Below are 13,007 nucleotides of genomic sequence, written 5' to 3'. Positions count from 1 at the left end.
CCTATGCATGGAAGGCTGAGCCGCATGAGCGTATGCCCTTCACATCCGCCGGGATGCACGGAGCAACCGCAGGGATGAACGAGGCATCTGCAGGGATCCGCGAGACATCCGCTGGGATGAGCAAGGCACGCGCAATGATGCACGAGGTATCCGCAGGGTTGCGCGAAGCATACGCAGGGATGCGCATGACCACCGCAGGGGTGTGCAAGGCATCCGTAGGGATGAGCAAGGCATCCGTAGGGGTGTGCAAGGCATCCGCAGGGATGCGCAAATCATCCACAGGGCAGCGCAAGGCATCTACAGGGATGCGCAAGGCATCCGCAGAGGAGCGCACGGCATCCGCAGGGATGCGCAAGACATCCACAGGGATGCACAAGACATCCGCAGGGGAGCGCACGGCATCCGCAGGGATGCGCACATCATCTGCTGGGAAGCGCAAGGCATCTGCGGGGATGGCCCGTGTGCACCAGCGGCATCACGGATGGGAACGCTGGAATGGCAAGGCATCCAGAAGGGGATGGGTAGAATTACCCACCTGTGCCTGGGTAATTCCCGCACCGGGAAAACGACACCCCCGGACCGGCTTCCACGATTCACAGGCTGCGTCGGAATTCACCGGCGCATAAAACCAACAAGACCATGAAACAGAATCTGGTCATACTACTGGGCCTGAAAGGCCTCACCCCCGCAGCCTTGGTGGAAAAAGGCCGCAACCACATCGAGGATTGCACGGGCAACGCGGACCTGACGCTGCCGGCCAACTTCCTCACCGACTTCGCGGCGGCCTGCGACGCGCTCGAAGCGGCGAACATGGCGGTATCACAGAACGGTGGCAAGACCGACACCCTGCTGCGCAACAAGCGGCGCGATGAGGTGGAGGAATTCGTGCGCAAGCTGGCCGGTTACGTGGAGGCGCAGTGCACCAATGATGAAGAGAAGATCGTGGGAACGGGCTTCACGGTGCGCCCCGCCAGCGCGCCCATTGGTCTGCCTGCGGCGCCGCAGAACCTGCGCGCCAAACGGGGTGTGCTGGCTGGTGAGGTGGGCCTGCGCTGGGACCGTGTTCCGGGCCGATTGATGTACGAAGTGTGGATCAACGCCGGCGACCCCAACGTGGAGGCGGGCTGGACCCTGCTCACGCAGACCAGCAAGAATTACCTGGTGGCCGACGGCCTCACCACCGATGCCGTGTACTACTTCCGCGTGCAGGCCATTGGCACCGCCGGTGCCGGCCCTGCCAGTGACAGCGCGGTGAGCAAAGCCGCGTAATGCGCCACTGAGCGACGCCTTCTTCCTCACACGTCTCCCGCCCCGGGTCCGCAAGGATGCCGGGGTTGGGGGCGTGAGAACCAACCGCACCATGAACACGACCACACCATCCGGACAGCGCAGCGCCTCCGACTTCGAGCGCGAATACCTCGATTGGTACACCCGCGTGAACGATGAGGCATGCACGGCCTTCGACCCCAGCGCCTTGGTGGCCTTGGCGCGCGCGCAATACCCGCACCGGCCGCAAGTGGCCGAGGCCTTCAAGCGCCTCACCGCCATCTGGCACCACACGGAGCTGTACAGCTATTTCCTGTCGCACCGCGCGCGGGCTGCGCACTGGCGCTACGTACCCGGCTTCCCCTTGCACCATCCGCTGCTGGGCGAACTGCAGGTGGACCTGGTGCGCGATCCGCACCATCCTGACCGGCTGACCATCGCCGGCGTGGAATACCTGGACCGCGTGCTGGGCCGACTGCCGCACGACGATGGACAGACCACCCTGGTGCAACTGTGCGGGAAGAAGCGACGCGCATGATCAGCACCAGCGCGCTCACCGGCCAGGCGGAGGCGATGCTCCGTCCATGGCTCCAGGTGCCGCGGGTGCTGCCGCGCCTGCGCTGGCTGGTGCACACGCCATACGCGCGCCTCTGGCACGCGCAACTGGACGGCCGCCCCGTGGGCATCGCAGCCGTGCTGCGCTTCGGCCCGCAGGCGCGCATCGTGCTGCTGCACCACCGCACTGCAGCCCGCGATGCGCGCGGCGAATTGATCGCGCAGCTGCTGCACGATCTGCAGGCCGAGGGCATCGGCACCATCAGCGTGGTCGCCCACGAAGCGGAGGCGCCCCTCTTCCATGCGCACGCCTTCGTGGCGCACGAGCGCGTGCTGCGCTGCGCGGGCGGCCGTTTCCTGCAGGCTACGCATGCCGAAGTGGTTCCCCTGCAGCCACGCCACCGGTTCGGCGTGCTGCACCTCGACCGCCGCGCCACGGGCATGGACCGCCATGCCTTGCTCACCGAGCACGAATTCCTGGGTCAGGTGTACGAGGAGCGCGGCGTGGTGCGCGGCTTCGCGCTGCCGCTGCTGGGCGATGGCCTTATCGTGGCCGATGCGCCGCATGCCGGATTGGAGCTGCAACGCTGGCTCTTCCCCACGCAGCGCCACCTGCTCCTGCCCGATACCTGCCCGGCGCTGGGGCACTTGGGCGAGCGCGGCTACGCCTGCGCGCCTGCGGGCACGCGCCTGGTGCTGGGGCCTGCTGATGCGCGTCCGGAGCTGCTCTATGCGGAACCATTCGCAGCGGTGTGAACATCGTATTCAATCCTACCCGCTATACTTGGTCGGTTCCTCGTCCATGGAAACGCCCGCCATCCCCATCGCCCTGGTCGATGACCACACGCTGTTCCGCAGCATGATGGCGGAGATGCTCGACGGCATTCCCCAGTACCAAGTGGTGCTGGAGGCCAGCCACGGCGTGGACTACATGCGCGCCATTAAGAATGGCACCGAGATCTCGGTCGCGGTGGTTGACCTGCACATGCCGCTGATGGACGGCTACGAGACCATCGCCTGGATCCGCGCCAACACCCCGGGCACGCGCGCCTTAGCGCTCACCTTCGAGAGCAGCGAGGAGGCCCAGGAAAAGGCCTTGCGCGCCGGCGCCTGCGGTTTCCTGCGCAAGGACATCAGCAAGAGTGTATTCCTCGATGCACTGAATCAGGTGGCCGTGCTGGGCCATTATCACGATCCTTCGGAAGTGGTGCAGGCGCAGGCCTTGCGCAAGGAGCACGAACGGCGCCGCACGGTGGCGCTGAGCAGCCTCACCGACCGCGAACTGGCCTTCATCAGGCTGGTATGCAATGAGCACGAGCTCACCAATGAGCAAGTGGCCGATCGCATGGGGGTGCACCGCCGCACCGTGGATGGCTACCGGGAAACGGTGTACCGCAAGTGCGATGTGAAGACCAAGGCCGGGCTGGTGGTCTTCGCGTTCAAGTGGGGCATCCTGCCCTGATCAGGCCACCCGTGCAAGAAACCCCCTTGCACCCGTGCGAGCACCGGTGCTTCGATTGATGCCCCTCCTGTTCTTTTGGAAGCCAAACCCACGCAGCATGCCCAGCACTCGACGCCGCCTTCGCTCCCTGCTCATCGCCCTGCCCGCCGGCCTGCTGGCCTGCGGCCCTTCCGGCTCTGAGCAACAGCCTGCCACGAATGGCCTTGAATCCATGGATGCCGCGCTGAAAGCCGCGTTGCCCGAAGTGTTCGGCACGGAGCACCTGCATGTCCCCAAGGGCGAATTGGCATGCGCCGAAGCGGACTTCGCCGACCATATCCATTACGGAGACTCCGCCAGCCATGCCCCCATTCCGATGCCTTCGGGCGGCATACAGATGAAGGTAAGCGAGCTATTGACCGTGCTCGGTTCGGTGGAGCCGTGCGAGCCGAACGGTCCGATTGAGCGTGGCGTGGTGGTGCACTACGGCCTGAACAACGCCTCAGAATTCGATGTGCGCTTGCAGGTGCTCTGCATCACTTATGACGAGGCCACGGAAGAATATGAGTACGCCGGTTCCGACGATTGCTACAGGATCAAGGCGGATGGATCCCTTGAATCAGAGCCAGGCGGGCTCGCTGCCTGGAAGGCCACCGGCGGATGGCACCGCTACGCCAGCCGGGTGATGATCCGGTCGAACAGCGACCCGGTGTGGAATCGCATCGATGCAGCGGTTGAGCCCAACTCAGCCATCCATGGAGAGGATGCGGTTCGCGACCTGATCACGCAGAACGGATTGAGCGAAGGCGAGGTGGCCTTGGTGCCGATCGCCACCCCTTCATTCCGGGAAATGGAACCGGACAGCAGCTATGAGGAGCGCGGCTTCCACCAAGGCCTGGCTTGGGTTCCGGTTGGAGTGGACCTCGACGATTCCATATACGTGAACGAGCCTTTCCGGGCGAAGGCGCTCGATGTGGGCTCGCCTTGCCCGCACTTATGTCCGAACACGCCATTCAAATTCTGGGTGACGGCCACCCCGCCGCGGCATACGTGCAAGTGACCCGGGAACAGCACCTGGCTCTTCGTCCCCATGCTCTTGTATCATCTCCGCGAGCTGCTCATGCTGGCGGCCATCGGGGCGGCCTTTGCCGCATTCTGGAGCATCAGCCGGCCAAGACCCCGCCTTTTCCGTCTTGGTGGTGCGCTCATTGCCCTGGCATTCCTTGTTGAGCTGGTCGGCTACATCACCAAGCTTCGGCAAGAGGTCAATGCCCTGTACTACAATTCGTTCATCTTGCTCGAGTTCCTGCTCGTGCTGGCCATGGCCCATGCTCAACAACCCGCATGGGGCAAGGCGCTGCTGCTGGCAGCCGTGCTCGGGCTCACCGGCTACCTGGTGAACGCGAGGTTCGTGGACTGGATGCACGACGTCCTGTTCGAAGCGATCGTCCTGTTCGCCTTCCTGCTTGCCCTGGTGCTCGGCTGGGTGCTTTGGCGCATGGCCAACACAAGCGCTGACCCCTTGCACCGGATTCCGGCCTTCTGGCTCTTCACGGGCATGCTGCTCTACTTCATTGCGCTGCCACCTGTGATGGGCCTGGCGCGCTACCTGCGCAAGCAGGACCTGGAATTGGCTTCCACGCTCTGGACCATCATGCCCGTGCTGTGCACCGTTCGCTACCTTCTCGCCGCCTATGCCGGCTGGCTCTTTGTCCGCCAACAGCGCGTTGAGCATGAGTGAGTCGCTGCAGATCGTCTTCGCCATCATCGTCATCACCCTCGTGCTGCTGCTCATGGCCGGCGCCATGGCGGGCCTTATGGTGGTGAATTCCAACAGGCGGGTGAAGCACCGATTGGAACTGGAGGCGGAGCACCGCCGCTTGCAGCAGGAAGTGGCTCGGGCCGAGCGGGAGGCCACGCAGGAGACCATGCATCAAATCGGCCGGGAATTGCATGACAATGTGGGGCAATTGCTGACGGTGTCGCTGATCGGCTTGCGTGCCGCAGCAGGGGATAGCCGTGGAAAGGGCAAGCTCGGCGCCGCCGTAGAGGCACTTGAACTGGGGATTGAAGAAGTCCGGCGACTGGCGCACAGCCTCAGTCGGGAGCTCTGGTTGAATCGGACCCTGGCCGAGGCGCTCGCTTTCGAGGCCGCGCGCATTGAGCGCGTGGTGCGGATCCGTGCACAGGTTCAACTCGAAGGCGAGCCCCGCACGATCGATGCCGACACCAGCACCATTCTCTACCGCATCTTCCAGGAAGTGGTGAACAACGCGCTCAAGCACAGTCGGGCCGATGCGCTCTCCATCACCTTCCGCTACGGCCCGCCCATCACGCTCATCGTATCGGACAATGGGCAGGGCTTCGACCCGGATGTCACAGCGGGCAACGGCGGCCTGCACACCTTGCGCCACCGATGCGAGCTCATCGGCTTCAGCGCGCATTGCTTTAGCGCCCCGGACCGTGGATGCACATGGACCTTTGCGGAGCGCAGTGCCACGGTCCGATCGGACCTGGCGAAAAGCTGACGGAATGCACGGGACCAAAGGCCGCAACGCCTTCCTCGAGTAGCGCAAGCCGCAGTTCGGGAAGGGGAAATGGATCCCGTCCCCGGAGGCCGGGCGCAGCGGCGCGGAGGCGGTCATCCGGCGTCTCACGAATCTGCATTCGCGTGATGGCTTGGGTGAGACTCCGGATGCGCGGGTTCCAGCTGCTTCGCAGCTCCCGCGCTCCGGAGTGCCGATCACAGCGCGTTGCGCGTGACGTAGTAACGCCAGCCCACGATCAGCTTCTGGGCCTTGGTGAGCCGCAAGAGGTCCTTGTCCCAGAGCTTGGGCAGCAGCAGCTTGTTGAGGCGCGCGAGCAGGCGGAAGAAGGACTTCTTCATGGTCAGTGGTGCTGCAGGCCGCATTCCTCATCGGCCCATTCGAGCTCAATGGTGGCGTGGTGGATGCCGAGGTCCTTCAGCACCTCGCGGGCCTTGGCCTTGATGGCCAGCGCTTCCGTGCGACCCACCTCCTCCACCACGATGTGCACGGTATGCACGATGAAACTGCCGTCGAGCGTCCACGTGTGCTGGTCGTGCAGGTCGATGATGTGCGGGATGGCCATGAGGCGCGTGCGCACCTCCTGCATGTCGATGCCGGCGGGGATCTCCTGCATGAGGATGCCGGTTCCTTTCTTCAAGGTGCCGATGGCGTTGACCAGGATGTACGCGCTGATGGCGATGCTGAGCAACGGATCGACGATGGCCCAGTTGGTGAAGTGGATGAGGATGCCGCCCACGAGGACGGCGGCCCAGCCGAGCACATCCTCCATCAAGTGCAGGTACGCGCCACGCTCGTTGAGCGTCTGCCCGCCGTGGAGCTTCCACGCGGCGAGTCCGTTCATGAGAAGGCCGAAGAGCGCGAAGCCGATCATGCCCAATGAATGCGGCAGCTCGGGGGCCCAGAGCTTGGGCACGCTCACGGATAGCATGAACAGCGCACCCACGATGAGCACCACGCTGGTGAGCCATCCTCCGAGCATGCTGTAGCGGCCGTAGCCGTAGCTGTAATGCGCATCGCGCCCCTTCATGGCCACGCGCTGCAAGTACCACGCGGTGCCCAGCACCAGGCAGTCGCCCGCATCGTGCATGGCATCGGTGAGCACCGCGATGGAGCCAGTCCACCAGCCGCCGACCACCTCCACCACCGTGAAGGCAAGGTTGATGAAGAAGGCGGTGCGGAGCGCTACGGCACTAGCGGCGGAGACGTGACCGTGGGCGTGCTCGTGGTGGTGGTGAAGATGTCCCGCGTGCGAATGGGAATGCGCGTGGTGGGGCATCATGTCATCTGAGGCTGCATTCGCGCTGACAGGCTCCATGCTAATCTGCGCCAGTTCCAAAGCCCATGATCGGCCACCATCAAGGCACCTGCGCAAGGAGACTGGAGATCTCAGCTTCCCTGACATTAACCTTATCGGACTTGTCATACATGGTAAGCATCCAAATGACCTTGCCGCGATCCGTACATAGCGTGATCACACTAGCTCCACCACTTTTCCCCTGTCCTTTGGAACTGATGCGCATCCGGACCTTGTAGCAACCCCTTCCCAAGGAGGTGCCCGCGTGCGGATCGCTGCGGAGCTCGTCAATCAGCGCCGCGAGATCGTTCTTGATCAATGGATACTTTCGCGAAAGTGCTTTGACGCGCCGATCGAATTCTGCCAGAGACCTGAACTCAAAGCTCATCCAACAGTTCTTGGATCGGCCGACCAGCCAGCTTTCCCTTCTTGGCGGCCTTGAGTTCCTTGACCGCACTACGGACGCTCCGGAGTATCTCGGCGTTCTCGCTTCCTGCCTTCTCCGCCTTTTGGGCTTTAACGAACGGCAGGCTCTTCAGGAGTTCCAGGAAGAACTCCGCCTTGCTGTCCTTGACTTCGACGACGAGTTTCACGACGGCGCAAAAGTAAGCGCGTAAGCCAGCGGAATCACAGCCGCTCCAGCGCATCCATCAGCTCCTGGTGCTTGCTGCGCAACACCGCGATGCTCATGCCGTTGGACATGATGGCCTCGTCATCTCGCACTATCGCTGCAGCACGACCGGCAGTCTTCCACTTTGTTCCCCATCGGACCACCGCAGCAGATATGTGCCTGAGGCCAAGGACGACGATCTGGTGAAGGACCGGTGCGCAAGCCCAGGTCCATCACCTCCTGGCCCGTGAGGTCGATCACTGTGTAGCGAGGGCTACTTCCGCTATAAGCCACGGTGAAGAGGTCGCGCCCGGGATTGGGGAAGATGGATAAGCGGGGTAATGTGATGCCGAGGGTTGTAATCACCGTAGGATCACTGGGCTCGAAGCAGCTAATGTTCGCGGCGAAATCGCCGGTCCCTGTGTTATTGCTCGTGAATACCACCGTGAGGCAGCCCGTGGGGTTAGCGAAGCTAGCCCCGATGATACCCGGCGAATCACTGCCGCTCCAGTTGCCAATCAGCGGCGCCGAGGTGTTGTCGCCATCGTAGATGCTCATCTGGTCCACCGGGGCCAAGCCCGCAGTGTTCAAGTTGAAGATGACCCATTGCAGGGAGATGGCCGGACCGCTTCCGTCAGGACAAAGGACCATGGTGAAGTTCTCGTTGTTGCCATAGGCTCCGGCATTCCCGCCACTATCCAAGAGAGCGCCCTGGCATGTCGTCACGCTGGGTTGGCTGATGTAGAACTCCTGGCGGAAGCAATGCTAACAAGTGACATCCAAAAGGTCGGAGCGGTCAGAAGTAGAGAACTGAAAGCACGCATGGAATGGTGTATGTTGGTGGTGTCCTTGTCAATTAACCGTCATAATCGTTCCAGCGCATCCATCAACTCCTGCTTCTTACGGCGCGACACGGCGATGTTCATGCCGTTGGACATGATCACTTCGCCGCCTTCGCCCTTGATGTACTTGCGGATGTGCTTGCGGCTCACGAGGTGCGAGTTGTGAACGCGAATGAACTCCTGCTCACCTAATAGATCCTCGAACTCCTTTAGTGTACGCGAGATCACCAAGCGCTTGTCGTCGCGCAAGTGCAAGGTGGTGTAGTTGGAGTCGGATTCGCAGACGACGATCTCGTTGACATGCACCAGCTCCAGGCCATCGCTCACTGGCAAGGCGATGGTGCGATCACCAATGGAGCGATCGATGTTCTTCAGTAGCATGTCCACCATGACCGGCTTCTCGGTGGCGCTTACCGCCTGCACGGCCTTCGCAATCGCATCCGCCAGCTCTTGTGCATCGATCGGCTTGAGCAAATAGTCCAGCGCACTGAAGCGGATGGCCTTCACGGCATAACTCTCGTGCGCAGTGGTGAAGATCACATGCGGGCGCCTATCGCCCAGGGCGCGGAGCAGGTCGAAGCCGGTCTTGTCCTTGAGCTCGATGTCAAGGAAGAGGATCTGGGGCGAGGTGCGACGGACGAGGTCAATTCCGGTTGGAACATCGACGGCGGTCCCTAACAGATGAACTTCAGGGTGCAGGCGCTTCAACAAGCCAGTGAGAAGGTTGCGCGGTGCGTCCTCGTCATCGACGATCACGGCGGTGAGCAAGTTTGCCATGGTCTCTTTGAATTGAATTGGTGCCTCAGCTATCGTGTGAATGTATCATGACGTTCTATTTCCGAAGTTGTTCCGAACAAATGTTCAAGGCGGTCGAACAACTGGCAATCCTTGGGAGCATGACGGGCTGAGTCAGCATTCTCGGTCACGATGCACGTACTGTCGTCCAAGGTCACACTCCGAACGGCAATCTGATTGCACGACCATAAGTCAAGCAACTCAAGCTGGTACGACTTCCGATCAGCTTGGTGCCCTGCGCGGGCTTGTGCTCGACCATCATTGTCCGCATCTCCTTACCCTCCAATATGAACCGGACCATCGCGCTGCACCCAATGGGTAACGTTAGGAAGAAATCGCCATTCGCGCGTGGACGAGCAACGACCCTTCGCCCGCCAACGACCTGTGCCACAATTTGTGCTCGACCGCCCTTCGGTAGTTGGCCGCTCCACTGTCCTCGGACATACAGGCAAGCTCTTGCAGGTAGGGCTGCCCAACCTAGGACAGCCAATGCAGCTAGCAACAGCACGACAGGAATGAACAGCGGAATTCTGACCACCTCGCGAAGGTGGGTGGCAGCCAAAACTGCCCCAAGCACCACAGAGCGAACGGCGGACCTGGATGAGCGAATGGCGCCGCACCGACTATCGCGCGATGTCCTGGATCGGCAACTCCACTTCCACACGCGTACCCGGCTCAAGGTCCATGAACCGGAACCCGGCCTCACCTCCGCGTTGCTTGCCAAGTAGCGAAAGACGGTCCTGTGTTATGGTCGTTCCCAAGGAGGATTTGGGCGGGGCGCCATCGGGCGCGGGATGCGTCGAACTCGCTCCCCGCCCCACACCATCATCCTCAACTGACATGGTCAAGCGATTGGGGTACTTGCGGACAATAAGCTTGATGTGCCCCTTGCCCTCCTTGCGGGAGATTCCATGCCAGATGGCGTTCTCCACGAAGGGCTGCATCACGAGCGGGGGCACCATGGTCTCAGCCTGGTCGATGGCTGCATCCACCTCGATGCTGTAATCGAACTTGCCGTTCGTCCGTACCTGCTCCAGTTCTATGTACAGGCGCAGGGCATCCAGGTCCTGCTCGAGAGGCACTTCGTTATACCTGCTGTTCTCCAGGACCAAGCGCATGAGCCGTGCGAACTTGGTGAGGAAGCCGCTGGCCAGGTCGCGCTCGTTCTCCTGCACGTAGCTGTTGATGCTGTTGAGGGCGTTGAAGATGAAGTGCGGGTTCATCTGGGTACGGAGCACGTGGGTCTGTAGGCGAGCAGCGTCGCGTTCAAACCGTTCGCGGCGACGTTTGCGGTCGATCCGATAGAAAACCCCGCCTCCTCCCAGGAAGAAGCAAACCGCCAACACCCAATGCAAGGGCGCGGTTGCGATTTCGATGGGCCCGAAGTTGTTCGATACGTCTGGCACTCTCTGTACGGTCCAACTCGGCAGCGTGACGAATACTGTCTTCGAACTGCCGCCGACCCGCTGCTTCCGGATCGAACGCTTCAGTACATCATCCCGGCTCTTCAGGTTGACGATGGAATCACGAAGTGTGATGTACGACCAAAAGTGCAGTGTTCGCCTTCCTGTCCTTTCCAAGTAGCCTCAATGCGTTGTACACACAGAGTGCCGCATCACGTTCCAACGTCAGCATGCCGCTGGACCTGGCAGCTTCCATTGTTGCTGAACATATGCGGAGCGCTTCATCCGGACGGGCCGTATGTAAGTAATACTCCCCGGCCGTGCCTGATACACTCGCCAACAGCCGGGCGTCACCTGATTCCCTGGCATGGATCAATGCCGTGTCGAAATGAGCCTTTGACCTATCGAGCATATCCTGGTACATGAATACTGATCCCATGTTCGAGTGGGTTGCCGCAAGGCCGTAGTGATCGTTGATCTCCTTGCAGATCGCAATGGATGAATCGAAATAGGTCACACAGGTACGATAGGTCTTGTCTCCGGAAGTATCACAATGAACAAGGCCCATGCTCCGGAATACGCGTGCCATTCCCCCTCGGTCATTCAGTCGCCGATACTCGGCCAACGCATCACGGTAGCGCTCCATGGCCAGATCGAAGTGCCGCTGCAGGTACAAGACCCAGCCCAGCTCCCTTGTGGCATAGGCCGCTCGAGAGCGATTGCCCGACTTGAAAAAAAGCGTCAGGGCGGTTTCATAGCATCTGGAGGCGCGATCAAGGTCACCGGACCAGACGTAGACCTGACCGCGAATGACGTCCGCTTCGGCGAGGACAGTGGGGGTCGCGACCTTTTCGGCATACCACACGGCCGAATCGCATGCCGCCAAGGCTTCGGGCATTCGAGACAACTTGGCCTTCGCCTCCGCCATCAAAGATGCCACTGAGCCGCGTGCTTGTTCCATGAGAGCTGATCCCATCGGACACGAAGAGCCGAGCATGGCCGGAATGGTATCAGGATGGGTATCAAGCCACTTTCGCGCTGCATATAACACCTCATCAATGGATTCCCGCTCTATAAGGGGTTCAGCGGAGGGAATCCTCTTTTTCAATCCCTTGTTTGGCAGAGCTCGAATGCACAGCCAGGAATGTCACAAGCAGAAGAACTTTTGCTCCAGGATGCACGCCCTGAAAGTAGGCACTAGCTCGGAAGTTTGGATTACCAAACGGGAAGTCTAACACCAGCTCTTTGGACCAGCATACGTTCCTTCACTAGAAACTCGCGCGTTCAATTCGCCACGATGAACGGCGTACCTCCTTGTTGCGAACCGGTCTCCCAATGCCCCAGATAGGTTCCCGATGAAAGGCTGGTGAGACCCACATCGTAGAACCCAACGCGATGTCTTGAAGAGGCAACTTCACAACCTGTCGCATCAAGCACCTGTAGTTCAACTTCTGCCCCAGCGCCGGCCAACTCCCCAGCAGGACATATCTCATGGTGTTCATGGAGGAATGCTACTCACTGCGAAGCTACCTGCCCGCTATTTGAGACTAAGCGATCAATTACTGGGTATTGTCATTTCTACCCGTGTGCCCATGGGCACATCCACATATCGGAACCCCCGCGTCACCGTCGCGTTGCTTGCCCAAGAGCGCAAGCCTGTCCTGCGTGATGGTCGTTCCCAGGAGGTCTTTGGAGAAGAGCCGTCGGAGGGTGCGGTTCCTGCACGCGGTTGCCGCCCAACGCCGTCGTCTTCAACGGTCATCATCAAACGCTTGCCATCCTTACTCACCGTAAGCCTGATATGCCCCTTTTCTTCCTTGCGGGAGATGCCATGCCAGATGGCGTTCTCCACGAAGGGCTGCATAACGAGCGGGGGGACGAGCGCAGTTTCTTGATCGATGGAGGAATCGACCTCTATCGTGAACTCGAACTTGCCGTTCATGCGAGACTGCTCCAGTTCCATATAGAGCCGCAAAGCCTCCAAGTCCTGCACCAACGGCACTTCGTTATGCCTGCTGTTCTCCAATACCAAGCGCATGAGACGGGCGAACTTGGTAAGGAAGCCGCTGGCCAACTCGCGCTCGCTCTCTTGCACGTAGCTGTTGATGCTGGTGAGCGCGTTGAAGATGAAGTGCGGGTTCATCTGGGTACGGAGCACCTGGGTCTGCAAACGGGCGGCGTCTCTCGGAAGCGCTCCTTCTGGCGCTTTTATCGATGCGGTACACCAATCCACCACCGCCCAGCAGGATGAG

17 protein-coding genes are annotated in these 13,007 nt (G+C 61.0%); 7 read left to right on the top strand and 10 right to left on the bottom strand.

The features are described 5' to 3' along the window. Window position 1: 1 nt before the first annotated feature. The gene (locus IPK70_14670; protein MBK8228403.1) at window positions 2-439 is read right to left on the bottom strand and encodes a hypothetical protein; all 438 of its coding nucleotides are present in this window, start codon (window positions 437-439) and stop codon (window positions 2-4) included. Window positions 440-639: 200 nt separating this feature from the next. Here IPK70_14670 and IPK70_14665 point away from each other — a divergent pair, with 200 nt between their 5' ends. The 7 genes from IPK70_14665 (at window position 640) to IPK70_14635 (ending at window position 5,790) form a co-directional block, all read left to right on the top strand. Further along, the gene (locus IPK70_14665; GenBank protein ID MBK8228402.1) at window positions 640-1,269 is read left to right on the top strand and encodes a fibronectin type III domain-containing protein; all 630 of its coding nucleotides are present in this window, start codon (window positions 640-642) and stop codon (window positions 1,267-1,269) included. Window positions 1,270-1,360: 91 nt separating this feature from the next. Beyond that, the gene (locus tag IPK70_14660) at window positions 1,361-1,804 is read left to right on the top strand and encodes a hypothetical protein (GenBank protein ID MBK8228401.1); all 444 of its coding nucleotides are present in this window, start codon (window positions 1,361-1,363) and stop codon (window positions 1,802-1,804) included. Beyond that, a complete protein-coding gene (locus IPK70_14655; protein ID MBK8228400.1) occupies window positions 1,801-2,577 on the top strand; it encodes a hypothetical protein in 777 nt (258 codons plus the stop codon). Before IPK70_14660 ends, IPK70_14655 begins: the two co-directional genes overlap by 4 nt. A 46-nt stretch (window positions 2,578-2,623) precedes the next feature. Beyond that, window positions 2,624-3,283 carry a response regulator transcription factor gene (locus IPK70_14650; protein ID MBK8228399.1) on the top strand — a complete coding sequence of 220 codons (660 nt, stop codon included), beginning with the start codon at window positions 2,624-2,626 and terminating at the stop codon, window positions 3,281-3,283. A 97-nt stretch (window positions 3,284-3,380) separates the two neighbouring features. Further along, the gene (locus tag IPK70_14645) at window positions 3,381-4,322 is read left to right on the top strand and encodes a hypothetical protein (GenBank protein ID MBK8228398.1); all 942 of its coding nucleotides are present in this window, start codon (window positions 3,381-3,383) and stop codon (window positions 4,320-4,322) included. Window positions 4,323-4,352: 30 nt separating this feature from the next. Beyond that, window positions 4,353-5,003, top strand: a complete 651-nt coding sequence (locus tag IPK70_14640) for a hypothetical protein (GenBank protein ID MBK8228397.1) — start codon at window positions 4,353-4,355, stop codon at window positions 5,001-5,003. Next, entirely contained in the window at window positions 4,996-5,790 is a 795-nt protein-coding gene (locus IPK70_14635) for a hypothetical protein (protein MBK8228396.1), read from the top strand. The genes IPK70_14640 and IPK70_14635 overlap by 8 nt, the downstream gene beginning before the upstream one ends. Before the next feature lie 215 nt (window positions 5,791-6,005). Here the strand turns inward: IPK70_14635 and IPK70_14630 are convergent, their stop codons facing one another. From IPK70_14630 to IPK70_14590, 9 genes are all read right to left on the bottom strand, one after another. Further along, on the bottom strand, window positions 6,006-6,149 hold the full coding sequence (locus IPK70_14630; protein MBK8228395.1) for a hypothetical protein: 144 nt from the start codon (window positions 6,147-6,149) through the stop codon (window positions 6,006-6,008). Between the two features lie 2 nt (window positions 6,150-6,151). Further along, window positions 6,152-7,126 carry a cation transporter gene (locus IPK70_14625; protein ID MBK8228394.1) on the bottom strand — a complete coding sequence of 325 codons (975 nt, stop codon included), beginning with the start codon at window positions 7,124-7,126 and terminating at the stop codon, window positions 6,152-6,154. Window positions 7,127-7,166: 40 nt separating this feature from the next. Next, window positions 7,167-7,493 (bottom strand): type II toxin-antitoxin system RelE/ParE family toxin, encoded by a 327-nt coding sequence (locus tag IPK70_14620; GenBank protein ID MBK8228393.1) that lies wholly within the window; start codon window positions 7,491-7,493, stop codon window positions 7,167-7,169. Further along, window positions 7,483-7,698, bottom strand: a complete 216-nt coding sequence (locus tag IPK70_14615; protein MBK8228392.1) for a hypothetical protein — start codon at window positions 7,696-7,698, stop codon at window positions 7,483-7,485. The genes IPK70_14620 and IPK70_14615 overlap by 11 nt, the downstream gene beginning before the upstream one ends. 119 nt (window positions 7,699-7,817) lie before the next feature. Then, window positions 7,818-8,441: a hypothetical protein gene (locus tag IPK70_14610; GenBank protein MBK8228391.1), complete on the bottom strand. Its 624-nt coding sequence runs from the start codon at window positions 8,439-8,441 to the stop codon at window positions 7,818-7,820. A 137-nt stretch (window positions 8,442-8,578) separates the two neighbouring features. Next, entirely contained in the window at window positions 8,579-9,334 is a 756-nt protein-coding gene (locus IPK70_14605) for a response regulator transcription factor (protein MBK8228390.1), read from the bottom strand. A gap of 641 nt (window positions 9,335-9,975) precedes the next feature. After that, window positions 9,976-10,590: a histidine kinase gene (locus tag IPK70_14600; GenBank protein MBK8228389.1), complete on the bottom strand. Its 615-nt coding sequence runs from the start codon at window positions 10,588-10,590 to the stop codon at window positions 9,976-9,978. A 286-nt stretch (window positions 10,591-10,876) separates the two neighbouring features. Next, entirely contained in the window at window positions 10,877-11,716 is an 840-nt protein-coding gene (locus tag IPK70_14595; GenBank protein MBK8228388.1) for a tetratricopeptide repeat protein, read from the bottom strand. A 594-nt stretch (window positions 11,717-12,310) separates the two neighbouring features. Then, the gene (locus tag IPK70_14590) at window positions 12,311-12,898 is read right to left on the bottom strand and encodes a histidine kinase (protein ID MBK8228387.1); all 588 of its coding nucleotides are present in this window, start codon (window positions 12,896-12,898) and stop codon (window positions 12,311-12,313) included. Between the last annotated feature and the right edge of the window lie 109 nt (window positions 12,899-13,007).

This window comes from Flavobacteriales bacterium, assembly GCA_016712535.1.
Taxonomy (GTDB): Bacteria; Bacteroidota; Bacteroidia; order Flavobacteriales_F; family PHOS-HE28; genus PHOS-HE28.
The sequence above is the reverse complement of the archived record's forward strand: the minus strand, read 5'-3'. Positions and strand labels throughout refer to the sequence as shown.

Excerpts from the sequence above, each read along its gene's own strand:
- IPK70_14665 (MBK8228402.1), top strand. The coding sequence starts at position 640 with ATGAAACAGAATCTGGTCATACTACTGGGCCTGAAAGGCCTCACCCCC.
- IPK70_14660 (MBK8228401.1), top strand. The coding sequence starts at position 1,361 with ATGAACACGACCACACCATCCGGACAGCGCAGCGCCTCCGACTTCGAG.
- IPK70_14655 (MBK8228400.1), top strand. The coding sequence starts at position 1,801 with ATGATCAGCACCAGCGCGCTCACCGGCCAGGCGGAGGCGATGCTCCGT.
- IPK70_14650 (MBK8228399.1), top strand. The coding sequence starts at position 2,624 with ATGGAAACGCCCGCCATCCCCATCGCCCTGGTCGATGACCACACGCTG.
- IPK70_14645 (MBK8228398.1), top strand. The coding sequence starts at position 3,381 with ATGCCCAGCACTCGACGCCGCCTTCGCTCCCTGCTCATCGCCCTGCCC.
- IPK70_14640 (MBK8228397.1), top strand. The coding sequence starts at position 4,353 with ATGCTCTTGTATCATCTCCGCGAGCTGCTCATGCTGGCGGCCATCGGG.
- IPK70_14635 (MBK8228396.1), top strand. The coding sequence starts at position 4,996 with ATGAGTGAGTCGCTGCAGATCGTCTTCGCCATCATCGTCATCACCCTC.
- IPK70_14630 (MBK8228395.1), bottom strand. The coding sequence starts at position 6,149 with ATGAAGAAGTCCTTCTTCCGCCTGCTCGCGCGCCTCAACAAGCTGCTG.
- IPK70_14625 (MBK8228394.1), bottom strand. The coding sequence starts at position 7,126 with ATGGAGCCTGTCAGCGCGAATGCAGCCTCAGATGACATGATGCCCCAC.
- IPK70_14620 (MBK8228393.1), bottom strand. The coding sequence starts at position 7,493 with ATGAGCTTTGAGTTCAGGTCTCTGGCAGAATTCGATCGGCGCGTCAAA.
- IPK70_14605 (MBK8228390.1), bottom strand. The coding sequence starts at position 9,334 with ATGGCAAACTTGCTCACCGCCGTGATCGTCGATGACGAGGACGCACCG.
- IPK70_14595 (MBK8228388.1), bottom strand. The coding sequence starts at position 11,716 with ATGGAACAAGCACGCGGCTCAGTGGCATCTTTGATGGCGGAGGCGAAG.
- IPK70_14590 (MBK8228387.1), bottom strand. The coding sequence starts at position 12,898 with ATGAACCCGCACTTCATCTTCAACGCGCTCACCAGCATCAACAGCTAC.